The following is a 21910-nucleotide window of genomic DNA, read 5'->3' on the forward strand; positions in this document are numbered from 1 at the left end:
ACGCCGGACTGGCTAGCGTCGGACGATTGACCTCAAGAGCCTCAATGCTACCGACAGCGACGCCATATCGTCCGCTTCGAGCGAGTTGACCTCGTCAAACATCGTCTTGGCACGGCCCAGCTGCTCTGCATTTTGGGCTTCCCAGTCCTGGAGCCGCACGTCCGGCGGGTCGGCCGGCCCGGTGGCGTCCAGCACCGCCGTCGTCATGTCCGAGATGGTGGAGTACAGGTCATCACGCAGCGCGGCCCGGGCAAGCGCCTGCCAACGGTCCTGCCGCGGCAGGCTGCTGATCCGCTCCAGCAGCGAATCAACGTGGAACCGGTTGAAGACGGTGTAGTAGACGGCGGCGATTTCCTCCACCGGCTCCTTACGGGCACGGGCGATCTTGGCGATGTCCAGAAGCACGTAGCTTTCAAACAATTCCGCCCAGCGGTAAGCGAGGTCTTCGGGAAGCTCCCACTCGCGTGCTTTCTCCAGCCAGCCGGCAACACGCTCACGGTCATCGCCCTTGAGGTAGTCCAGCAGCCGGGCGCGCATCGGATCCATGAGCGGCTTGAACTCGTCCACCACCTCGGCGATGGGACGTGAGGCGCCCCCCTGGCCCAGGAGCCAGCGGACTGCGCGGTCCAGGAGCCGCCTGATGTCAAGGTGGACGGCACTCCAGTGTTCCGTGGGGAAGGACGCCGGAAGGCCGTTGAGCTCCGCCACCATGATGTCCAGCTCGTAGACCTCGCGGAGTGCCACGAACGCCTTGGCCACAGCCACCTCGCTGGCGGACGTTTCCTCCATGACCCGGAAGGCAAAGGTGATGCCGCCGAGGTTGATCATGTCGTTGGCCACGACGGTGGCGATGATCTCGCGGCGCAGCGGATGGGTATCCAGTTCGGCATCGAACCGTTCGCGCAGCTGGTGCGGGAAGTAGCCGCGCAGCGTCTGCCGGAACCAGGGATCATCCGCCAGGTCGCTGTTCCGCAGTGCGGTGGCGAGCTCGATCTTCGCATAGGCAGCCAGCACCGAGAGCTCAGGCGAGGTCAGCCCTTGCCCCTGATGCAGCCTTTCCCGCAGCTCTTCGGTGCTCGGCAGGGCTTCCAGGTCACGCTTTAGCCCGGCCGTCTTGTCCAGCCAGTCCATGAGCCGCTCGTAGCTGGGGCTCCACTCTGCAACGCGGGTCCGGTCATTGAGCAGCAGGATGTTCTGGTCGATGTTGTCCTCGAGCACCAGGCGGGCCACTTCATCGGTCATGGACGCCAGGAACCCAGGGCGCTCTTCGGCGGAAAGCCTGCCCGCGGCGACCATCCGGTCAACGAAAATCTTGATGTTGACCTCGTGGTCAGAGCAGTCCACTCCGGCCGAGTTATCGATGGCGTCCGTGTTGAGGATGACTCCCTGGAGGGCAGCCTCGATGCGCCCGCGCTGGGTGAGGCCCAGGTTTCCGCCTTCGCCGACCACTTTGACCCGCAGGTCCTTGCCGTCCACGCGAATGGCGTCGTTGGCCTTGTCGCCTACGGACGCGTGGCTTTCGGTGCTGGCCTTGATGTAGGTGCCGATGCCGCCGTTGTAAAGCAGGTCCGCCGGTGCCAGCAGGATGGCACGGAGGAGTTCCGGCGGGCTCATCTCCTTTGTCCCCGCGGGCAGCCCCAACGCGGCGCACACCTCCGGCGAAACCGGAACGGATTTGGACTGGCGGGAGAAGACTCCCCCTCCCTCGCTGATCAGGGCCTTGTTGTAATCGTCCCAGGAAGAGCGCGGCAGCTCGAAAAGCCGTTGCCGCTCGGCGAATGAGGCTTCCTCGTCCGGCGACGGGTCCAGGAAGATATGGCGGTGGTCGAATGCCGCGAGCAGGCGGATGTGGCGGGACAGCAGCATGCCGTTGCCAAAAACGTCACCGGACATATCCCCCACGCCCACCACCGTGAACGGTTGGGTCTGCGTGTCCAGGTCCAGTTCGCTGAAGTGCCGCTTGACCGATTCCCAGGCGCCGCGTGCGGTGATGCCCATTGCTTTGTGGTCGTAACCCACCGACCCGCCCGATGCAAAGGCGTCGCCGAGCCAGAAGCCGTATTCGGCGGCGAGCCCGTTGGCGATGTCGGAGAAGGTTGCCGTCCCCTTGTCCGCGGCCACCACCAGGTAGGAATCGTCGTCGTCATGGCGCACAACGTTCGACGGCGGCACGAGCCTTTCGCTGCCGCCTTCCGTGAGCAGGTTGTCGGTGATGTCCAGCAGCCCGCGGATGAACGTCTTGTAGCTTTCCACGCCCTCCGCCATCCAGGCGGCACGGTCAACGGTGGGGTCCGGCAGCCGCTTGGCGAAGAATCCGCCCTTGGCGCCGGTGGGAACGATTACGGCGTTCTTTACGGTCTGCGCCTTGACCAGGCCCAGGACCTCGGTGCGGAAATCCTCACGCCGGTCGGACCAGCGCAGGCCGCCGCGGGCCACCTTGCCGAAGCGGAGGTGCGCACCCTCCACGCGCGGGGAGTAGACCCAGATCTCAAACATCGGCCGCGGGAAGGGCAGGCCCTCGATCCGGGCCGGATCGAGCTTGAAGCTCAGGTGCGGCTTGTCCTGGTAGAAGTTGGTCCGCAGGGTGGATTCGATGAGGTTGACGAAGGTGCGGAGGACCCGGTCTGCGTCGAGCGTGGGAACCTTTTCGATGGCGGCTGTGAGGCCGGCGCGTACCTCATCTTGCGCGTGCGCCCGTTGTTCGGCATCAAGAGCCGGGTCGAACCGGGCTGCGAACAGCGCGGTCAGACCCTTGGTCACCTCGGGGTTGGCCAGGAGGGTGTCGGCCATGAACCCGAACGAGTTGGTGTTGCCCATCTGCCGCATGTACCGGGCATATGCGCGCAGCATGGTGATCTGCCGCCACTGCAGCCCTTCCCGCAGCGCCAGCCGGTCGAAGCTGTCCGATTCCGCAGCGCCGGTGACCGCGGCGCCGAACGAATCGGCAAGCAGCGGCCCGGTGGTCACCGGATCCACCCCGGCCGGATACTTCAGACCGAGGTCGTAGAGGAAGAAGTCCCGGCCGTCCGCCGTCTCAATTTCGAATGGACGCTCATCCAGCACCTCGAGGCCGAGGTTGTGGAAGAAAGGAAGGATCTGGCTCAGGCTCTTGGGTTCGAGCATGTACAGCTTGACGCGCGCATCCTCTTCCAGGGTGGCGCCGGCACCTTCGGGCAGGTAAACATGCAGGCCGGGCCGGTCCTGCCGTGCGCCCTCGATCCGTTCGGCCGCCGCGCCGTGTTCTTCGAACCGCGCGATGTCCTCCAGGGCGTCTTCCACTTCGTAGTCCACCCGGTAGCTTGCCGGGAATGCCTCGGACCAGATGGCGGCGAGTTCCTTGGCGTTGGGAATGTCCGTACGCTGACGCAGGACTTCGGCGATGCCTTCGCTCCACGACCGTGCCGCCAGGACCAGCCGCGCTTCCAGTTCATCCGTATTAACGTGGCTGAAGTCCGCGTTCTTGGGCAGGCGGATGCGGAAGAACAGGCGGGCCAGCGCCGACTCTGTCATCCGTGCTTCATAGTCGATGGATACCGCCTGGAACGTCTCGCGCAGTTCCTGCTCGATCCGGAGCCGGACGTTGGTGGTGTACCGGTCGCGCGGCAGGTACACCAGCGCGGACATGAAGCGGCCGTAGATGTCCGGCCGGAGGAACAGCCGGGTGCGGCGGCGTTCCTGGAGCTTCTGGATGCCCAGGGCCGTGGCGGCCAGATCCGGAATCTCGATCTGGAACAGTTCATCGCGCGGGTAGGTCTCCAGGATGCCCAGGAGGTCCTTTCCGGAGTGGGAGTCCGGCGGGAAGCCCGCGCTGCGGAGGACGGCGTCAACCTTATCCCGGACAATGGGGATTTCCCGGACGGACCCGGTGTAGGCGCTGGTGGCGAACAGGCCGATGAAGCGGCGCTCGCCGTTGACGTTTCCGGCCTGGTCGAAGCTTTTCACCCCGATGTAGTCAAGGTAGGCAGAGCGGTGCACCGTGGAGCGGGAGTTCGCCTTGGTGATGACCAGGGCGCGCTTTTCGCGCGCCTTCTTCCGGCCGGTGTCGGTGAGGTGCTGGATATGCGGCGACTCGGTAGAGGGCCGCAGCAGCCCCAGGCCGCTTTCCTCCCGCAACTCCAGGACGTCTTCGCCGTCCACGTTGACCAGATCGTATTCGCGGTAGCCGAGGAAAGTGAAGTTTCCGTCGTCCAGCCAGCGCAGCAGGTCCTGGGCCTGGCGCAGTTCGGCAATCTGCGCGGGGTGGGCAACCTTCTCCAGGCTCTCGGCGATGGAGAGAGCCTTGTGGCGCATCTTGGGCCAGTCCTCCACGGCGGCGCGGACGTCCTCGAGCACGCTCTTGAGGCCTTCCCGGAGGGATTCCTTGGCTTCGTCGGACACCCGGCTGATTTCGACGGCGATCCACGACTCCATGTGCGACGCATCCTCGCCCTGGGCAATGAGGTGCGAGATATTCGGCATGGCGGCAGTGTCGCCACTGGAGGTACCAAGGTGGGCCGGGACACGGCTCACCTCGACCAGCGCACCTGTGGCCCGGTTGCGGCTGGCGACAATGAGGGGGTGGACCACCAGACGGATCGCTGCATGCTGGCGGACGAGTTCGGCGTTGACGGAGTCAACCAGGAAGGGCATGTCGTCCGTCACGACGTAGACGATGCTGCTGTCTTCCTCGTCCACGATGGAGATTTTTTCCTGGCCGGGCATGCGCTCCGCGGCGACGGCCCGGTGATTCTCGGCCCGGTTGACCAGCACTTCCCGCGGGTAGCTTCGTGCGTCTTCTTCAGCGAGATGCTGGTAGTAGTCTCCGATAAACCCTCCCTGGTCTGCCGGGGACAAGGGCTGATCCTCCACGCTGGATCCAGACGACATCGACAAACGCCTCCATATGAGATACCCGCTGCACCGTCGCAGCTCATAGGTCGAGCCTAGTCCTTTGCCCTCCGGCCTGCTGTGGAAGAAAATACAGAGGATTTGCGGTTCTGCTGGGCAGGTGCACAAACCAAATTCCGGATGGCGTGGCGCAGGTCTGATTCCGGGGCGCACTCCAGCAAAAGCGATCCCCCGAGCAGGGCGGCATCGGCCGCCTGGCCGTCGAAAGGGAGGAACGCTTGAATGGCGGATTCCGGCCCGTAGCGCTGCCAGGCATCCCGCAGCTGCCGTTCCGGCCCCCGGCCCACGGCAGACGCACGCACTTTGTTCAAGACCACCACCGGAGAGGCCTGCGGGACGGCCGCTTCCAGCTCTGCCAGTCCGCGGACCAGACGCGGAACACCCACCGGGTCGGCAGCACCCACAGCGAACACGGTGTCAGCGAGTTCCAGCGAGCGGAGGGTGGCAGCATTCCTGCGCGGAGCCATGGTATCGAAACTGAGTTCCTCATCCGCTTCAAGGCAGAACCCGGCGTCCACCACCACGACGTCGGCCAGTTGGCGGGCGCGCTCCAGAACCTTGGCCAGCGCAGGTGCCCGCAGCTCGGTCCACCGGTCTGCCCGGGTGATGCCCGTCAGGACCCGGAACGTGCCCTGCGCTGTGGCGACGGATGCTGCAACCCTGGCGAGCGCTGCCGCGTCGAGAACCCCTTGGTCCGCCAGGCGGCAGGCCTGGGCCAGCCCGGCGGATTCGTCCAGCAGGCCAAGCACCGCAGCAACGCTGGCACCGTAACTGTCGGCGTCGACCAGGATGACGTCTTTGCCATCGGCAGCCAGCTCCCCGGCAACGTTAACCGCCAGCGTGGTGCGGCCCGGGCTTCCGGCGGGACCCCACAGGGCAATGATCCGTCCCGGACCAGGATCGTCCGGCCCCTCCCCCGGACCAGCAGGGACTGCCGTCAATAATGCCGCGGTATCCGCCATCGAACTGCGGGAAGCATGCCCCTGGCCGGTCAGGTGCTCCACGGCCTCCGCGATGCGGTCTGACAGTTCTGCCGGTTCCACGCCGGTCAGGGCCGATGCTACGCCGATTCCCAGGAGCCGCGCGGCTTCGTCCGGTCTGTCCGTCAGGGCGATGACCGCGACTCCAACGGCTCCCAGCCGGTCAACGAGCGACGCCGTCAGCCCCTCCGTCCCCTCGGCCACCACCGCCGCCCTGGCCAGGCCGCTCTGGCATGCGGCCAGAAGCTCGGGAAGTTCTGAACAGCGCCGGACCACCGTCACAGGGCCATGGAGGCGTTCCAATCCGCCCACCAGGTCCCGGTCCTGGCCCACGGTGACGACCGGAATGCTCACCGTGCACCACCGCCAGGATTCCACACAACGGAGATCCTGGCATCGTTGGCCTGCGCGCCGAGGAGCGCAGGCATCCTACTGTCCTCTACCAGGACCATAATCACGGTGGTCTTTGATGAACCGAGGGCCGTCGCACCCTCCGCCACCTCTGCGATTTCGGCGCCTGGGAGCAGAAGCGTAGGTTCGCTGAAGCCGTTCCGGGCATCGGGCTGCGCCACCCATACATCGACGCGGGCTCCCGCCACGGCCTGGGCGGGCAGTGCCTCGGAAACAGTCAGCGCCACAGGCTTCCGGTCCAGTGCATCGACAGTGCCAAGGCTTGTCCGCGGCACCAACTGCTCCTTGCCTATGCGCTGGATAGCCACGGCATCTTCCGGCAGGCCGGATGCCGCCGTGATGTAGTGCTGTTCAACATCCCCCAGCCGCACTTTGGTGCGGACCACGTTCTCCGGGGTCAACCGCTCCCCCACGGCGATGCCGTTCCTGGCGGCGAACACCTCAGTGGTGCGGTCCGCTGCGGCTAGCAGGGAAATCACGCCGGCCACGCTGGCGAGAACCAGCAGAATGCCTACGACCAGACGCGGATCCTTCCACGACGGCCGTTTCAGCCTGGACACAGTGACGGACGAATCAAGACCCATGACGTTCTTCCCCCTCCAATGCGCCGGCATGCCATCCTTCGCCGGCACCCTTATTGTTGCGGCAAGGACGAGAGAACAAAAGTCACGATGGAAAATATTGCCAATCTGTGGATAACACCAGCATCCAGGGTCTATTGATGGCAAAATGGGTCTATGCCCAGGTTCCTAACACTCGCGGATGTAGCCGAGCAGCTCCAGATCAACGCGCCGGCGGCTTACGCCCTGGTCCGCAGCGGCGAGCTGAAGGCTATCCAGGTTGGCGGAAGGGGCCAATGGCGGGTCGAGGAAAAAATGTTGGAACAGTACATCGAAGAGCGTTACGCGGAAGCCAGCCGTATGATCCAGGAGTCAAAGGCGAAGTCAGTCTGACGGCCCCGGCCCGTGACGCCGTTTCTCAGAGCGCCCCGGTTCCGCTCGATCTCACCAGGGAGATAGCCGTAAACGGAACGGTGGAGACCTGCCGCACCTGGGCGTTCCGGCGCACTTCGCCGGGTGCCACCAGTGCCAGATCGAGGAAGTCCGCGCCCACCCTGTCGATGACACCGGCCAGCCGGACTGACGTCGCACCCGCGCCCACAGTCATCGACAGCTGGGCCCGGTCCCGGGCCAGACCCCTCAGGGCGTGTGCCAGGCCAAGCCGCCGTTTCACGCTGGACACCTCTCCAGGAGCCAGCCGGCCCAGCCCCGTGTAGCGCGCCACCGACGCATACGGGACGAGCGCCTGGTGCTGCTCTTCGTCAAGAACCAGGGCATCCGCACCTACGTGGCACAGTACCCCGTGCACCGTTTCTCCGCAGAGCAGGTGCACCGAGAGCCTGCAGTCCATGGAGCCGCGCAGCCGATCCGCCATACCGATCCCCACCAGTTCGGCACGTACGCGGTCGCTGATGTCCGCGTCCAGAACCAGCCGGTCCTGTTCGGTCATTTGGCTTTCCAAGTCGTCAAAAAGGGCATCCCAGCGCATCCGGACAGCGTAGGTTCCGGCAGGCCGGAGGTCAATGGACCGAATTATTTGAGCAAATCTATAGACAAAGTTGCTTTGCCACATTCAAACTGAGCCTAACAGCATCTAACTACATCAAATTGCATCAAAGGGGCTTGTAATGGACGACTCCGCTCCACGGACCTCCGTAGTGACTGACATGGCCATGACCTCCGGCATCCTTCTTCTTGGCGCTGCCCTGCTGCTCTCGGGCGAGTCGGCCGTGGACAGGTTGGTGCGCGGTGCAGCGGCGGACGCGAAGGACGTGCTGCAAGGCTTCGCTGCAGCAGACCTTCTGGGCGCCCTCGCCTCAGCCGCTGGCTCTGCCGTGGTGGCCTGGTGGTTGTTGTCGCTGGCATGCTCCGCAGCCGCGGTCGCCCTGGACCGTCGCGGCAACCGCCGGGCGGCGGCAACCGCCCGCCGATTCTCACCGGCATTCATGCGCAGGCTCATCCTTGCCGTACTTTCGCTCCAGCTTTTTTCCGGCCCGGCGGCGCATGCCGTCATGGCGCCGGGACCGGAGTGGATGCCCACACAAACTGAAGCCTCCGCGCCGGCCGGCCCCGCAGCTTCCCATCCGGAAGGCATCCCTTCAGGAGTCGAACCCCGGTGGCGACCACCGGCACCGGTAACGGGCCCCGGCCTGCTGGCGCGCCCGAGCGTCCGCGCCGGCGTTCAGGCGGACACGGCGCCGCAGGGGCGGACCGTAGAAGTGACCGTGCTGGCCGGGGACACCTTATGGGACATAGCGAAAAAAGACCTGGGCCCGGGAGCTTCCGACGTGGAGGTGGCCCTTCACTGGCCACGCTGGTACCAGGCAAACCGGAACCTCATCGGCCTGAGTCCGGATGTGCTTCTACCGGGGCAGGTCCTTCAGGCTCCGCCCGGACGCTGACCCAACCACACGCCGCAGCAATAGCACAGACAGATATTCCTGAACTACCACGATCGACAAAGGGGAACCCCATGACCGCAGCAACACCGATCCAGACCGCGCAGGAACTGCGGAAGGAACCCCGACAGCACCCAGGGGCGGGGCCGCACCGGCAAACGGGAACTCCCAGGGACGACTCCTCGGACATCCGCGCCATCACGCGTGGCACCGTCCAGGCCGCCATGGAAGTGCTGGCCGGCATCCGCCCCGTTCACCAGCTGGCACGGCGGCTTGATCCAAGGTGCCTGGCCACGCTGCAGCACAGAGCGGCCCTGATCCGCCGGGAGGCAACGCGCACGGCCAACCCGGTCCTTGCCCGGCTTCACCGGAACTCAAGCGTCGGGTCGGTCCGGGTCTGTGAAGTGTCAGAGGGAATCTACGAAGCCAGCGCCGTGGTGGTTGACGACGTCCGGGCCCGCGCCGTCGCTGTCCGCCTGGAGCGGAGCAAGCAGGTTTGGCGGGTCACCGAACTCGTCATCGGATAGTCAGGTCAGTTCCGTTTTTTCTTCGCCCGCCTTGCGGCATCCTGGGCCGCAGCCTTCGCAGGGTTGCCGGAGCGGCCAGGGCCTGAGGAGCGGGTCTCCACCCTGGTCTGCGCTCCACCGCTTTCGCTGGGCGCTGTGTACTGCAACTGGGCAGGTCTCTCAGGGGCTTCCAGCCCGGCCGCTCGAACCTGCGGTTCGACATGCTCCGTGTGTGCCCCCGCGGCGTCCTGCACCACAACATCGCGGGCCGGGGTCACTTCGACCTCCAGGTTGAACAGGAACCCGACGCTCTCCTCGCGGATGGCCTCCATCATGCTCTGGAACATCACGAAGCCCTCGCGCTGGTACTCCACCAAGGGATCGCGCTGAGCCATGGCCCGCAGCCCGATGCCTTCCTTCAGGTAATCCATCTCGTAAAGGTGTTCCTGCCACTTTCGGCCGATGACCGAGAGCACAACCCGGCGCTCCAGTTCGCGCATGCTTTCCGAACCGAGGGCCTCTTCGCGGGCCTGGTACACCAGACGGGCGTCAGACAGGATTTCCTCCTTGAGGAACTCCGCCGTCAGCCTGGATTTGCCGCCGGCTTCCTCGATCAGGTCCTCGGGCGTGATGCTGACCGGGTAGAGCGTCTTGAGGTTGGTCCAAAGCTGCTGGAAGTCCCAGTCGTCACCGTTGCCCTCTGCCGTGGCGGAGTCGATGAGCGCCGTGATGGTGTCCTCTACGAAGAACTGCACCTTCTCGTGCAGGTCGTCGCCTTCCAGGATCCGCCGGCGGTCGCTGTAGATGGCCTCGCGCTGCCGGTTCAGGACGTCGTCGTACTTCAGGACGTTCTTGCGCTGCTCGGCATTGCGTCCCTCGACCTGGCCCTGCGCGGAAGCGATGGCGCGTGACACCAGCTTGGATTCCAGTGCCACGTCGTCGGGAACGGAGCTGTTCATTAGGCGTTCGGCGGCGCCGGAGTTGAAGAGCCGCATCAGGTCGTCGGTCAGTGACAGGTAGAACCGGGACTCACCGGGGTCGCCCTGGCGTCCGGACCGGCCGCGGAGCTGATTGTCGATGCGCCGGGACTCGTGGCGCTCGGTGCCCAGAACATAGAGTCCACCCAGGTTCAGGACTTCCTCATGCTCGTCCTTGACCGACTGCTTCGCAGCCTCCAGGGCCGCCGGCCAGGCGGCCTCGTATTCTTCGGAGTTCTCTTCCGGGTCCAGCCCGCGCTTGGCAAGCTCAGCAACCGCGGTGAATTCAGCGTTGCCCCCCAGCATGATGTCCGTTCCGCGGCCGGCCATGTTGGTGGCCACGGTCACGGCGCCCTTGCGGCCGGCCTGGGCCACGATTGCTGCTTCCCGGGCGTGGTTCTTCGCGTTCAGGACCTCGTGGCGGACGCCTTCCTTGGCAAGCAGCCGGGAGAGGTATTCGCTCTTTTCGACGCTGGTGGTGCCCACCAGGACCGGCTGGCCCTTCGCATGCCGTTCGGCGATGTCGCGCACGACGGCGTCGAACTTCACGGTCTCATTCTTGAACACCAGGTCCGGCTGGTCGATCCGCTGCATGTCACGGTTGGTCGGGATCGCCACCACGCCGAGCTTGTAGGTGCTCATGAACTCGGCGGCCTCGGTCTCGGCCGTACCGGTCATGCCTGAAAGCTTGTTGTACATGCGGAAGTAGTTCTGGAGCGTAACGGTGGCCAGCGTCTGGTTCTCCGCCTTGATCTCCACACCTTCCTTGGCCTCGATGGCCTGGTGCATGCCCTCGTTGTAGCGACGGCCGGCCAGGATGCGGCCGGTGTGCTCGTCGACGATCAGGACCTCGCCGTCCAGGATGACGTAGTCCTTGTCCCGCTTGAAGAGCTCCTTGGCCTTGATGGCGTTGTTAAGGAACCCGATGAGCGGGGTGTTGGCGGACTCGTAAAGGTTGTGAATGCCCAGGTAGTCCTCGACCTTTTCGATGCCGCTTTCCAGCACACCCACGGTGCGCTTCTTCTCGTCCACCTCGTAGTCGGTTCCGGGCTGGAGGCGAAGCACCACCTTGGCGAACTCGCTGTACCAGCGGTTGGTGTCGCCCTGTGCCGGTCCGGAGATGATCAGCGGCGTCCGTGCTTCGTCGATCAGGATCGAGTCCACCTCGTCGACGATTGCGAAGTTGTGGCCGCGCTGGACCAGTTCGTTCTTGTCCCACGCCATGTTGTCGCGCAGGTAGTCAAAGCCGAACTCGTTATTGGTGCCATAGGTGATGTCCGCGGCGTACTGCTGGCGGCGGACGGACGGGTCCTGGTTGGAAAGGATGCAACCGCTGGTGAGGCCCAGGAAGCGGTAAACCCGGCCCATAAGGTCCGACTGGTATTCAGCGAGATAGTCGTTCACCGTGACCACGTGCACGCCCTTGCCGGTGAGTGCATTCAGGTAGGCGGGGGCAGTTGCCACCAGGGTCTTGCCTTCACCGGTCTTCATTTCCGCGATGTTGCCGAGGTGGAGGGCGGCGCCACCCATCAGCTGGACGTCGAAGTGGCGCATGCCCAGTGTTCTTGACGAGGCCTCGCGGACAGCGGCAAAAGCTTCGGGAAGCAGGTCGTCCAGCTTCTCACCGTCCTGGTGCCGCCCGCGCAGCCGGTCGGTCTCGGCACGGAGCTCGGCATCCGTGAAGGTCTTAAAGGAATCTTCAAGGGCATTAATGGAGTCGGCATAGTTCCGCAGCTGCCGGAGTGTTTTCTTGTCACCCGTGCGGAGAAGTTTTTCGATAAGTGATGCCACGTGAAGATGCTCCCAGTCTCATGCCGCCGAATTCTGGCGTTTTTAGTCTACGGGAGAGATACGCCGCACATACCACCGGTCGGGGGCCGGTTTCCCTGAGAGCGAATACCGGGCTCAGGCCTTCCCCACAGCCCCGGACAGGGCACCGGCGAGGTCCCCCACCGGGTAGACCTCCACCCCGTCAAGTCCCAGCCAGCCTGCCATCAGCGCCAGTTCGGCAGCGAGTTCGACTGCGGTGTCGGCCGGTGCTTCCGGCTCGGCGAACGCTGACCTCACCAGCAGCCGTCCGCCCTGCCGGTCCGCTTTGAGGTCCACCCGGGCCACCATGGCGTCCCGCAGCAGGAACGGCAGCACGTAGTAGCCGAAGCGCCTTTTGGGCCGGGGCGTGTAGATCTCGATGCGGTAGTGGAACCCAAACAGTTCCTCGAGCCGGCGCCGTTCGAACACTGCGGAATCGAACGGACTCAGGAGCGCACGCCCGTCCGCGCGGCGGGGCAGCCGTGCTTCGCCGTGACGGAAAACGGTACGGTTCCACCCGTCCACCGTCACGGGTTCCAGGACCCCTGCGGCCACCAAGTGGTCCACGGAATCCGCGGTGGCCTTCAACGGAGTGCGGAAATAGTCGGCGAAGCAACGGACCGTTCCTATGCCATGGGCCCGGGCGGCGGCCTCCACGAGCCGATGGAGGGCCTCGGCGCGGGCATCCTGGGCGGCAGGGTCACTGGGTCCGCTGTCGGGTACCGGCAGGATCCGTTCCGCCAGCGTATATCTGCGCTCAAACTGTTCCGTCCGGGATGCGGCGCCCACCACGCCTGCTTCGAACAGGTGCTCCAGGACCCTTTTGACCGTATTCCAATTCCACCCCCATCCGCCCGCCTGTTCCGGCTCAACATGCCCCATCCGGACTGTCAGTTCCGAGGCCGTCAGGGGCCGCGACCGCTCCAGGATGTCCAGGACGCGGCGGGCGACGGCATCCCGCACGTCCGGATCAAGCCGCCCGGCGCCCACCCACTCCCGCTTCTGCCACAAGAGCAGATCCCGGTAGTGTCCCGGCCGGATGAAGCTGGCTTCGTGCGCCCAGTACTCCATCATCCGGCGGGGATGGCTGCTGGCCATCCGCTGCAGGATGGACCGGTCGTACGGTCCCAGCCTGGAGAAAAACGGCAGGAAGTGGCTGCGCGCCAGGACGTTGACAGAGTCAATCTGGACCAACTGAAGCCGGGCAAAGGTGCGGCCCACCGCCCGTGCTGTCACCGGGCCGGCGGGCCGTACCTTGTCGAGTCCCTGAGCTGCCAACGCGATCCGCCGTGCCTGGTGCAGGCTCAGCTTTGCGGGCACATCAGTCCTCTCTGGAGATCGTTACGCCATCCTAGGCGTTCGCGGCGGCATCGTCCGAGCGGTACGCGAGGATCTTTTCCTCCACCACGGTATCCCCCGGCTCGCATTCGTGGTCCAGCGTGATCACGCCGTAGGTCCAGCCGCGGCGGCGGTAAACCACTGAAGGAGTGTTCGTGGCCTTGTCCACAAACAGGTAGAAGTCGTGACCGACCAGTTCCATGTTGTCCACGGCGTCATCCAGGGACAGTGAGGCGGCCGGAAAGACCTTCCGCCGGATCAGGACAGGCGAGTCACCGGCGGGGATGTCGTTGTCCACGTCATAGGGCGACTTCTCCGCCGTAGCCGCAGCTGCGTCGTTGCGGTGGCTCGCTTCAAGGTAGAGCGGCTCCTGCGTGCTGGCCGGCTCAAGGGAAGCAGTTGCCTCGCGGACGGCCTTGGGCGTGTGGCGTCCATGGTGGACCTTCTTGCGGTCCTTCGCTCGGCGAAGGCGCTCCAGCAACTTGTTATAGGCCAGGTCGAATGCTGCGAACTTGTCAGCGGCGCTCGCTTCGGCGCGGATCACGGGCCCCCTGCCCAGCACCGTCACTTCGACAGTCAGCTGGTCGCCGGTCTGCCGGGCATTGGTCTCCTTGGACACTTTCGCGTCGACCCGCTGGACCTTATCCCCCAGCGATTCGATCTTTGAAATCTTTTCCCCGGCGTATTCACGGAACCGGTCTGAAACCGTCAGATTTCGTCCGCTGATCATAAACTCCATGGTGCCCTCCAAATGACTTCGGTGACACGACGGCGGAACATCCCTGGGCCGATCTGACTGACAGTCGAGCCCCTCTCCGAGCCGCCATCGAAAGGTACATTCTGTTCTTTGTACCCACCACCGACGTTAGTTCATCGCCACGCGTTATTCATCTTTTCTTGGTTTATTTTTTTCCAGGCCGGGGCCCCTGACGGGAGGGGCTACAGCGGTACCGCAGCTCCACCTGCGAAGGCGGCATCCGGCGGGCGCGCAGCGGCCAGGACCACGGCGCCGGCCACTTTCGCCTCTCCGGCGCGCAGTGCCCGGGCGGCCTCGGACAGGGTAGCCCCCGTGGTCAGGACATCGTCGACAATGATGCACCTGCGCCCGGCAACGTCCGGCCGGCGCACGCGCATGGAACCCCGGACGCGGCTGGCCCGGGCTCCCCGCCCGAGCCCCTTCTGGCCCCCGCCGGAGGACCCGTGCGGCCGCCCGGACAGCCAGCCCTCCCTGCCCCCGCCGGCCAGCACATCGGCCACCACCGCGCCCGGAAGGTGCCGTACCGCACCGGCAAGGAGGAGATGGACGGGACTGAATCCACGGCTGAGGTACGCGGCCGTGCCGGTGGGGACAGGCACGAGAACCACGCCCCCGCCGTCGTCCGGCATTGCTGCCCGCACCGCCCCCGCCAGAGCGCCGGCGAGGCATTGCCGCAGGTGCTGCTGGCCGTGGCGCTTAAAGGAAAGGAGCGACTGTGCCAGCTCCTCCCGGTAGACGCCTGCGGCAACCACGGGCAGCAGCACGGAACCATCGACGTCCATGAGGGCGGGTGCGCCGCTCTCCGCCCGGAACGGTTCCCTGGTCAGGAACCTGAGGCGCCGTTGGCACTGAACACACAGCGCCCGGTCCTCCGCCCCGCAGCACACGCAGTCAACGGGGACGGCCAAGGCCATCAGGTCCTCCCAGGCACCGGCGACCTGGTCTGCAAACCGCAGCACGCCGGAAGGCTGCGCCGACCGATGGCGGCCTGCATGTTCGGGCGGGGGTTGAAGGTCCGGGTCACGGCCGGGCGGCCGGCTGTGCCGCGCTGCCCGGAACCTCAAGGTGCTCATAGTCCCAGCCTGCCCGGCCTGTCCGGCCTAGGCACTGCCAAGGATCCCTATGTGGATAACGCCGGGTCCTCAGCCGGGGAATGCCGGGTCCAATGGCCCTGAGATCTGCGGCGACCAGCCATTGCCCAGGCGCTGGAAGATGCCCTCGGCCGACTGTCCATATATGTCGTCCGCCCCGTTGCCCGCGCTGAGGGCAACGAGTCCCGGCCAGGGTGCCAACGGCTGGGGCTCGCCGGACGTCAGTGACAGCAGCTCCGCAGTCACGTTCGCTGCCTTGGAACCCTTCATCACGGCCACCGTAGTGTCCGTAACCCAGACTCCCTGATCCGGCTGGCCGGAGGCCGCAAGCGTCACTGGCGTGGTCAGCTCCCGCGGAGTGCCGTCCCTGCCGCGGATGACGCCTGTAATCTGGACCCGGGTCTGGCCGTTCTGCTCGGAAATCACCAGGGCCCGCACGCCCTCGCGCGACATCCGGAACTCCTTGACGGCCCGTCCGGCCAGCCACGCTGGTTTGAGCGACACGGTTGGCACGGTCACGCCGGCCGCCGTTCCGGCAGGCCGGAAGGCTGCCACCTCGCTTGCCCCGGAGGCGCCTGGCCCGGCGGTCCACACCCAGTCGTGGAGGTCGAAAGAGGGCCTGGTCAGCGTGCTGCGCGTGGTGAGAGCGCGGGCGGGCTGTCCGGGAAGGATGCTGTAGAGCGTGGTCCGGCCGGCGTTGAGGAAGGCGGCGGCCTGGGATACCGGCGACTCCGCCGGATAGCGCGGATTGAGCGACGAGACGGGCTGCATGTCCGGCAGCGGCGAGATCCGGTTGTTCTCGTAGCGGACCAACTCCCTGTCACTGATGGCAATCTGGCGGGATGGAACGCTCTTGTTCTGGACCGGCGGCAGGACCGTCCCGTCGTCCTCCACCCGGACCAGGTCCTGGTTGGCCCGCAGCTCCACGTTGACCACGTCCGGCTGGCTGCGGAAGGTGAGCGTCAGCTGCATCTGCATCCGCAGGCGGTCCTCCGCGGAAGTGGCCATGAGTTCCTTGGCGGTGAGGTCCACCTGGGCTGCTCCGGACACCACCGGGACGGATTCGCGGGCCAACTTGATCCCCGACGGGAACGCGCTGGCCACGGCGCCGCGCAGGTAGGGCGCGGGCCCGGCCAGCAGGGCACTGGTCATTGCCTTGACCGTCTTGTTCTTTATGAACCACCGGACGTCCGGAACCGCGTAGGTGAAGGTGGGGTCGTAGAAGTAGATGGGGTAGGCGCCGTAAATGACCTTGAAGGTCTCCTCCGGGATGGCCGTTCCATCCGGAATGTCGGAGATCCGCCATTCGCCGTCCACCTGAGCCACCGTGACCGGAATCCTTTCGACGGTTCCTTCGGGTGACTGCGTGGCGATGCCATCCGCATCAACCGTGTAGGCCACGTCCAGCTCATAGTTGTAGACGTTTTCAGTCCTTGTCGGCACCACCCGCGCGTCCCTGTAGACGAGGGCCCGCTGGTCGGGCCGCCAGGACACGGAAGAGGCCTGCGTCAGGTACTGGCGCGCCACGGCGTAGTCGTCTTCGTAGCCGCTGCCGGCCCGGTAGAAGTAGTCGATGATGGCTTCCGGCGCTGCCCCCTGCTGGGGTGCGGCAGGCAGGAAGACGGGTGCGCTGACGTTTCCGGCGCTGCCCTCGCTGCTCTTGCCCACGGGCCCGGAGGTTGGGATACGGGCGCAACCGGGCAGGACCAGGACCAGCAGTACGAGCATGAAGGCCACCAGCGGCGCCTGCCTCGGTGCGGGGCCGTTCATTCCTTCTCCTTCGTCGTGGCGGCGGGAGCCAGCGATCCTGGCTCCAGCAGCACCATGGTGCGTGATTCAGGTCCCCCGGGAAACACAATGTCCCCCGGTTCCAGCTGGACCGGCGAGGCCTCGATTTCCTCGCCCTGGCGCAAGGGCAGGGTCAGCCGGAAGTTCGCGCCGCTGCCCTTCCTGCCCCACGCCTGCAGCCAGCCATTGTGCAGCTTGGTGTCCTCCATGGCGATTGAAAGGCCCAGGCCGCTGCCGCCGGTAGTGCGGGCCCGGGCAGGATCAGCACGCCAGAACCGGTCAAACACCCGGGCGGCCTCGGCCGGTTCCATGCCGATGCCATGGTCCCGTACAGCCACCCCGACTGCGTTGCCGTTGGCCGCCACAGTGACCGTCACGGATTTGCGTTCCCCGTGCTCCACCGCGTTTAGGATGAGGTTGCGCAGGATCCGGTCGATGCGGCGGGCGTCCATGTCCACAATGATGGGCTCCGCGGGCGCGCGGAGGATGATCTCGGAACCGTATTGGGCGGCCACCGGCGCGGCACCGTCGATCACGTGCGAAATGACCTGCACGATGTCCTCCGGCTCGGCATCGAGGACCGCCACGCCGGCGTCGAACCGGGAAATCTCCAGGAGGTCGGAGAGCAGGGACTGGAAACGCTCCACTTGGTTGTACAGCAGCTCCGCCGAGCGCTTGTTGATGGGGTCGAAGTCTTCCCGGGCGTCGTACAGGACCTCGGCGGCCATCCGCACGGTAGTCAGCGGCGTCCGCAGCTCGTGCGAGACGTCCGACACGAACCGTTGCTGCATCTGCGACAGCGTGGCCAGCTGCGTGATCTGTTCCTGCAGGCTCGCGGCCATGTGGTTGAAGGAGGCGCCGAGGCGGGCCACCTCATCCTCGCCGCGGACCACCATGCGTTCCTGCAGCTGGCCGGCGGCGAGTTTCTCCGAGACGGTGGCCGCGTGGCTGACAGGGCTGACCACATTGCGTGTGACGTACCAGGCAACTGCGCCGATCAGCAGGACCAGGACCGCTCCGCCGGCCCACAGCACGCCCTGTATCTCGTCCAGGGTCTGCTGTGCGGTGTTCAGGTCATAGATCAGGTAGAGCTCGTAGACGGTGCCGTTGAAGGTCACCTTGTTGCCCACGGCGATCCCAGGGCGGTCCTCGGTACCCACGGGGATGACGGTGGATGCCCAGTACTGGTCCTTGCCGGACTGCTGCACGGCCTTGCGCAGTTCGGGCGGAATGACGCTGACGGTCAGCTGGTCCGAGGCCCGGGACTCAACCCACCGGTTGCGCGGCTTGGTTTGCTCCGGAACCGCTTCGAACACGTACCGGCGCTGGATCACCGAGCCGCGGCCCTCCACCGCGTTCAGCGTGTCGTAAACCAGGGTGATGACGCTGGACTGGTCGGTGACCTGTGCGCCGTCGAAAGTTTCCTGGACCTGTTTGACGTGGTAGCGGGTTTCGGATTCGGCCTGGGTGAGCCGTTCCTGGAACAGGTTGTGGGCGATCTGGTTGGACAGGTACGCGCCCACCACAGCGAAGGAGGTGACGGCGAGCAGGAGGGTTGTGAGCACCGTGCGGAACTGGAGGGACCGCCGCCACCGGCGGTGCAGCATGCGCCCCACAGAACGGACCGCGGGCAGTAGGCGGCGGAAGCCCATCCGCACCAGGCGCCATACGCGCAGGCCCACGATGAGCGCACGCCGCTGCCAGATCCGCGATCGGAAGGAGAGGCGGTGAAGGCGGTTCGTCACCGAGTCGGGGTGGTCCGGCACGGGCCGGGGATCAGGCCCCTGCTTTGTAGCCGACACCACGCACCGTCAAAACGACCTCGGGAGCTTCGGGGTCCTGTTCGATCTTGGACCGCAGCCGCTGCACATGGACATTGACCAGGCGCGTGTCCGCGGCGTGCCGGTAGCCCCACACCTGCTCAAGCAGCAGCTCCCGCGTGAACACCTGCCACGGCTTGCGTGCCAGCGCCACCAGGAGGTCGAATTCCAGCGGGGTCAACGAGATCCGCTCGTTGCCCCGGCTGACGGTGTGGCCGGCGACGTCGATGGTGATGTCTGCGATCCGCAGGGTCTCGGGCGCCTTCTGGTCCCCGGGCCGGAGCCGGGCACGCACGCGGGCCACAAGCTCGGCCGGCTTAAACGGTTTGGGCACGTAGTCGTCTGCACCGGACTCCAGTCCACGGACGACGTCCGACGTGTCCGACTTGGCGGTGAGCATCACGATCGGCACATCCGATTCAGCCCGGATTTGCCGGCAGACCTCGATGCCGTCCGCGCCGGGAAGCATGAGGTCCAACAGGACCAGGTCCGGCCGGGATGAGCGGAATACGTCAAGGGCCTGTGCGCCGTCCGCGCAAAAGACCGGTTCAAATCCGTCGTTACGGAGGACAATCCCAATCATTTCGGCCAGCGCTTCGTCATCGTCAACAACCAGAATGCGTGCCTTCATAGTTATATATTCCCTTATGAACCAGGCTTTGTCGTGCTGAGCGCCGCCCGGCATGGCGCGGGCGGGAACGTACGACGCCGGAACTATAGGCTGGGGGCACGCGCATTTCCGTGCCGCGCCGGCCAGTCCGTACCCGGCACGTGCGGGCAGCCCCGGCCCCACCCGGCAGCGCTTCACCAGCAGGAGGTCAACGATGAACATTCCCATCTACCGGCAGGCGCTGGGCGCGGACTTTGCCCGCCTCCAGCCCGAACTCCAGGAATACTTTTCCCTGGTTCCCGGCTCCGGCAAGTACGGCGTGGGCGAAGGAACCTTCGATGTGGTGGGGTGCCGGCAGGAGTGGCTGCGTCCCTTGCTCCGGCTGGCTTCCGGGGAGGAGGCGTTCTTCCCGGAGTACGGCGAAAACATCCCGTTCCGGATCGAGAACCATGCACACCAGGATCCGTTCGGCCGGTCCAGCCTGACGGCCCGCCGTGAGATCCGGTTTCCCGGCAGGACCCGGATCTTCCAGGACACCACCAGCGCGGTCAGGGACCATGGCAGCGGGGTCCCCCGGCCGGAGACGCGGCTGGTGGACTATGTGGGCCGGCACCGGAACATGGTCACCGACCTGAACCTGAGCGTCACCCGGGAAGGCCGGCTCCGCGGCGTATCGGAGGCTGCCAGGCTCTTCGCCGGTCCGCTCAGGATCGCGCTCCCGGCGGCCTTGGACGCCAAGGCCTACGCGGAACAGTGGTGGGACGATGCGGAGGGCCGGCACCGGATCCAGGTCAAGGTCATCCAGCCCCAGGCCGGCCTGGTGCTGGTCTACGCCGGAAGCTTCGACTATCGTCTCCGCACCTACACCGGGGCAAGCAAGGCCCGCAGCTTCCTGCCGCGCTACGCGCAGCCGGACCGCTGGGAGAACCGGGTCTGACGCCGCGCAGGCCGACCCGGACGCGCCAGGCCGATCCGGACGCGGCGGGGCGGCGCACGAACGCCGGGGCTATTAGTGCGCCAGCTGGTTGAGCCCGTCCGCCACCTGCGTGACCCTGCCCAACACGGCCGTGGCCTGTGCCGGCGTATGGCCGGCAAGACCGGCCGAAGGGGTGACCCGCAGCGAAGCCAGGCCGGACGCGCGAAGGCCGAGCTCCCGCCACGGGCGCCATACTGAGTCCACCGCAGCCGCCGTGGACTGAAGCTGCGGGCCGGAGACGTCCAGGGCACCCAGCCACAGCCGGTGCCCGGCCTCCACGGCCCCGGCCAGCTGTTCCCACTGCCGGAACGTCAGGGCTCTGACCGGAACCGCTATCCCGTCTGCCCCGGCGGAAAGGATCTGCTCGAAGGGTGCTTCGATTTCGGGCACTGCAACCACCACTTCGTCGGCTCCGGCCGCACGCAGGGCTGCGGTGACCACCCGCCAGGCTTCGCGGGCTTCCGAGCCCGGGACGGCCCGCAGGGTCCGGTAACCGCTGGAGGTGGGTATGGCGCCGGCCAGGATGGCGGCAATATCCGGTTCATCCAACTGCACCACCAGGCGCGCACCGGGCACTGCCGCCCCCACCCGCGCAAGGTAGCGGCCTACGCCTGCGGCCAAGGATTCAGCCAGGTCGCGCCGCGCCCCGTAATCGAGCAGTGCCCGCTCGCCGTTGTGGAGGTGCAGTCCGGCGGCAAGGCTCAGCGGGCCGACCAGCTGGATCTTGATCTCGGCGGCGGGCACGTCCTCGGCCCCCGCCACGTCCGCCAGGATATTAATGTCCGTGGAGAGTGCCGACGCCGCCCGCCGGAGGTCCTTGCCCGGCCGGTCCACGAGCCGCCAACCGTACGGCTGCACATCGACGGCCAGCTCTTCAAGGAGGCAGGCCGTCCGCCCCAGCGCATCGGAGCCCACGCCGCGCGCGGGAAGTTCGGCGAGGAAGGGCAGGTGCGGCCTGCCCAGCTCCCCGCGGATGATGCGTGCCGCCTCGAGCGGGTCCTCCCCCGGCCACGACCCGAGCCCGGTGGCTGTCACCTCAGCCGGCGGTGCCTGCCTGCCCGGTCCGCCGCCGTCGTGCCGTTCTTCCACACTCACGCGCGGGCCGGCGCCTGCGGCTGCTGCCCGGCTGCCGCCTGGTGGTCCTCGGCGATGGCCTCATGATGGCGGATGACTTCGCCGATGATGAAGTTCAGGAATTTCTCGGCGAACGCCGGGTCAAGATGCGCGTCCTCGGCGAGCCTGCGGAGCCGGGCAATCTGGGCAGTCTCCCGTCCCGGGTCCCCCGCGGGCAGCTGGTGGGCGGCCTTCAGGAAGCCAACCTTCTGCGTCGCCTTGAACCGCTCCGCCAGGAGGTACACCAGCGTGGCGTCGATGTTGTCGATGCTGGAACGGATGGACAGCAGTTCAGCCATCACCGAGTTGTCCACATGGCCTGCCAGCGAACTGGCGGAGGGGTCGTACTCGTCCGGCGCGGGAGAGAGGGGATTGTGCTGCGTCATACT

At 66.2% G+C, this 21910-nt stretch carries 17 protein-coding genes; 4 read left to right on the plus strand and 13 right to left on the minus strand.

The window, feature by feature from the left end; all coding sequences use genetic code 11:
* Nucleotides 1-12 precede the first annotated feature (12 nt).
* The 3 genes from ACIQCM_RS03855 to ACIQCM_RS03865 are packed head-to-tail and all read right to left on the minus strand — an operon-like array spanning nucleotide 13 to nucleotide 6862.
* A complete protein-coding gene (locus ACIQCM_RS03855) occupies nucleotides 13-4866 on the minus strand; it encodes an NAD-glutamate dehydrogenase (RefSeq protein WP_400603224.1) in 4854 nt (1617 codons plus the stop codon).
* 56 nt (nucleotides 4867-4922) lie between these two features.
* Nucleotides 4923-6221 (minus strand): CpaE family protein, encoded by a 1299-nt coding sequence (locus ACIQCM_RS03860; RefSeq protein ID WP_400603223.1) that lies wholly within the window; start codon nucleotides 6219-6221, stop codon nucleotides 4923-4925.
* Nucleotides 6218-6862 carry a hypothetical protein gene (locus tag ACIQCM_RS03865; RefSeq protein WP_400604249.1) on the minus strand — a complete coding sequence of 215 codons (645 nt, stop codon included), beginning with the start codon at nucleotides 6860-6862 and terminating at the stop codon, nucleotides 6218-6220. The genes ACIQCM_RS03860 and ACIQCM_RS03865 overlap by 4 nt, the downstream gene beginning before the upstream one ends.
* Nucleotides 6863-7015: 153 nt before the next feature.
* On the opposite strand from ACIQCM_RS03865, the gene ACIQCM_RS03870 reads away from it, so the two are divergent.
* Nucleotides 7016-7231: a helix-turn-helix domain-containing protein gene (locus ACIQCM_RS03870; protein WP_400603222.1), complete on the plus strand. Its 216-nt coding sequence runs from the start codon at nucleotides 7016-7018 to the stop codon at nucleotides 7229-7231.
* Between the two features lie 25 nt (nucleotides 7232-7256).
* Here the strand turns inward: ACIQCM_RS03870 and ACIQCM_RS03875 are convergent, their stop codons facing one another.
* Nucleotides 7257-7787, minus strand: coding sequence for a hypothetical protein (locus ACIQCM_RS03875; protein ID WP_400603221.1), 531 nt, complete (start codon nucleotides 7785-7787; stop codon nucleotides 7257-7259).
* A 178-nt stretch (nucleotides 7788-7965) separates the two neighbouring features.
* On the opposite strand from ACIQCM_RS03875, the gene ACIQCM_RS03880 reads away from it, so the two are divergent.
* Both ACIQCM_RS03880 and ACIQCM_RS03885 read left to right on the plus strand, forming a co-directional pair.
* Nucleotides 7966-8739 (plus strand): LysM peptidoglycan-binding domain-containing protein, encoded by a 774-nt coding sequence (locus ACIQCM_RS03880; protein WP_400603220.1) that lies wholly within the window; start codon nucleotides 7966-7968, stop codon nucleotides 8737-8739.
* A gap of 71 nt (nucleotides 8740-8810) precedes the next feature.
* A complete protein-coding gene (locus ACIQCM_RS03885; RefSeq protein WP_400603219.1) occupies nucleotides 8811-9263 on the plus strand; it encodes an Rv3235 family protein in 453 nt (150 codons plus the stop codon).
* 5 nt (nucleotides 9264-9268) lie between these two features.
* Here the strand turns inward: ACIQCM_RS03885 and secA are convergent, their stop codons facing one another.
* The 7 genes from secA to mtrA all read right to left on the minus strand — a co-directional run bounded on the left by secA (nucleotide 9269) and on the right by mtrA (nucleotide 19453).
* Nucleotides 9269-12010 (minus strand): preprotein translocase subunit SecA, encoded by a 2742-nt coding sequence (secA, locus tag ACIQCM_RS03890; RefSeq protein WP_400603217.1) that lies wholly within the window; start codon nucleotides 12008-12010, stop codon nucleotides 9269-9271.
* Nucleotides 12011-12124: 114 nt separating this feature from the next.
* Entirely contained in the window at nucleotides 12125-13348 is a 1224-nt protein-coding gene (locus ACIQCM_RS03895; protein ID WP_400603216.1) for a winged helix-turn-helix domain-containing protein, read from the minus strand.
* Nucleotides 13349-13379: 31 nt separating this feature from the next.
* Nucleotides 13380-14105: a ribosome hibernation-promoting factor, HPF/YfiA family gene (gene hpf / locus ACIQCM_RS03900; RefSeq protein ID WP_400603215.1), complete on the minus strand. Its 726-nt coding sequence runs from the start codon at nucleotides 14103-14105 to the stop codon at nucleotides 13380-13382.
* Between the two features lie 200 nt (nucleotides 14106-14305).
* Nucleotides 14306-15082, minus strand: a complete 777-nt coding sequence (locus ACIQCM_RS03905; RefSeq protein ID WP_400603214.1) for a ComF family protein — start codon at nucleotides 15080-15082, stop codon at nucleotides 14306-14308.
* Between the two features lie 183 nt (nucleotides 15083-15265).
* The gene (locus ACIQCM_RS03910) at nucleotides 15266-16984 is read right to left on the minus strand and encodes an LpqB family beta-propeller domain-containing protein (protein WP_400603213.1); all 1719 of its coding nucleotides are present in this window, start codon (nucleotides 16982-16984) and stop codon (nucleotides 15266-15268) included.
* Complete coding sequence (mtrB, locus tag ACIQCM_RS03915; RefSeq protein ID WP_400603212.1) at nucleotides 16981-18804, minus strand: MtrAB system histidine kinase MtrB; 1824 nt, start codon at nucleotides 18802-18804, stop codon at nucleotides 16981-16983. Before mtrB ends, ACIQCM_RS03910 begins: the two co-directional genes overlap by 4 nt.
* A complete protein-coding gene (gene mtrA, locus ACIQCM_RS03920) occupies nucleotides 18779-19453 on the minus strand; it encodes an MtrAB system response regulator MtrA (RefSeq protein ID WP_400603211.1) in 675 nt (224 codons plus the stop codon). The genes mtrB and mtrA overlap by 26 nt, the downstream gene beginning before the upstream one ends.
* 193 nt (nucleotides 19454-19646) lie before the next feature.
* Between mtrA and ACIQCM_RS03925 the strand changes: the two genes are divergently transcribed.
* Nucleotides 19647-20369, plus strand: a complete 723-nt coding sequence (locus tag ACIQCM_RS03925) for a DUF4166 domain-containing protein (RefSeq protein WP_400603210.1) — start codon at nucleotides 19647-19649, stop codon at nucleotides 20367-20369.
* 72 nt (nucleotides 20370-20441) lie between these two features.
* On the opposite strand, the gene ACIQCM_RS03930 is transcribed toward ACIQCM_RS03925, so the two are convergent.
* Complete coding sequence (locus tag ACIQCM_RS03930) at nucleotides 20442-21497, minus strand: hypothetical protein (protein ID WP_400604247.1); 1056 nt, start codon at nucleotides 21495-21497, stop codon at nucleotides 20442-20444.
* A 2-nt stretch (nucleotides 21498-21499) separates the two neighbouring features.
* A complete protein-coding gene (locus ACIQCM_RS03935) occupies nucleotides 21500-21907 on the minus strand; it encodes a chorismate mutase (protein ID WP_400603209.1) in 408 nt (135 codons plus the stop codon).
* Between the last annotated feature and the right edge of the window lie 3 nt (nucleotides 21908-21910).

Source organism: Pseudarthrobacter sp. NPDC092439 (assembly GCF_044754945.1).
Lineage (GTDB): Bacteria > Actinomycetota > Actinomycetes > Actinomycetales > Micrococcaceae > Arthrobacter.

What these genes read in the sequence shown, in the direction of transcription:
- mtrA (WP_400603211.1), bottom strand. Translation starts at nt 19,453, where the DNA reads ATGAAGGCACGCATTCTGGTTGTTGACGATGACGAAGCGCTGGCCGAA.
- ACIQCM_RS03870 (WP_400603222.1), top strand. Translation starts at nt 7,016, where the DNA reads ATGCCCAGGTTCCTAACACTCGCGGATGTAGCCGAGCAGCTCCAGATC.
- ACIQCM_RS03880 (WP_400603220.1), top strand. Translation starts at nt 7,966, where the DNA reads ATGGACGACTCCGCTCCACGGACCTCCGTAGTGACTGACATGGCCATG.
- ACIQCM_RS03910 (WP_400603213.1), bottom strand. Translation starts at nt 16,984, where the DNA reads ATGAACGGCCCCGCACCGAGGCAGGCGCCGCTGGTGGCCTTCATGCTC.
- ACIQCM_RS03885 (WP_400603219.1), top strand. Translation starts at nt 8,811, where the DNA reads ATGACCGCAGCAACACCGATCCAGACCGCGCAGGAACTGCGGAAGGAA.
- ACIQCM_RS03865 (WP_400604249.1), bottom strand. Translation starts at nt 6,862, where the DNA reads ATGGGTCTTGATTCGTCCGTCACTGTGTCCAGGCTGAAACGGCCGTCG.
- ACIQCM_RS03935 (WP_400603209.1), bottom strand. Translation starts at nt 21,907, where the DNA reads ATGACGCAGCACAATCCCCTCTCTCCCGCGCCGGACGAGTACGACCCC.
- hpf (WP_400603215.1), bottom strand. Translation starts at nt 14,105, where the DNA reads ATGGAGTTTATGATCAGCGGACGAAATCTGACGGTTTCAGACCGGTTC.
- ACIQCM_RS03855 (WP_400603224.1), bottom strand. Translation starts at nt 4,866, where the DNA reads ATGTCGTCTGGATCCAGCGTGGAGGATCAGCCCTTGTCCCCGGCAGAC.
- ACIQCM_RS03925 (WP_400603210.1), top strand. Translation starts at nt 19,647, where the DNA reads ATGAACATTCCCATCTACCGGCAGGCGCTGGGCGCGGACTTTGCCCGC.
- ACIQCM_RS03875 (WP_400603221.1), bottom strand. Translation starts at nt 7,787, where the DNA reads ATGACCGAACAGGACCGGCTGGTTCTGGACGCGGACATCAGCGACCGC.